Below are 278 nucleotides of genomic sequence, written 5' to 3'. Positions count from 1 at the left end.
AAAAGGGTAAAGCGCAAGCTTTACCCTTTTATATCGCTAAAAATTGATGCTATCGCTCAAGGATAATAATGAAACACCTCACCGGATTACAACTGATGCAAGCCATGCTTAATGGCGACATACCTGCCCCGTCAATAACGCAAACCATACCGATGAAAGCTATCGAGGTCAGTGAAGGCGCAGTAACGTTTGAAGCCCATGCAGATGAGCGTCATTTAAACCCGATGGGCGGCGTACACGGTGGCTTTGCAGCGACAGTCATGGACACAGTAACAGCC

At 47.5% G+C, this 278-nt stretch carries 1 protein-coding gene; it reads left to right on the top strand.

The window, feature by feature from the left end; genetic code table 11:
• Nucleotides 1-68 precede the first annotated feature (68 nt).
• A partial coding sequence (locus AAEZ02_RS22345) for a PaaI family thioesterase (protein ID WP_351125216.1) occupies nucleotides 69-278 on the top strand: 210 nt, incomplete at its 3' end.

This window comes from Shewanella sp. T24-MNA-CIBAN-0130, assembly GCF_040310185.1.
GTDB lineage: Bacteria > Pseudomonadota > Gammaproteobacteria > Enterobacterales > Shewanellaceae > Shewanella > Shewanella psychromarinicola.
This window is presented reverse-complemented; position numbering and strand designations above follow the sequence as displayed.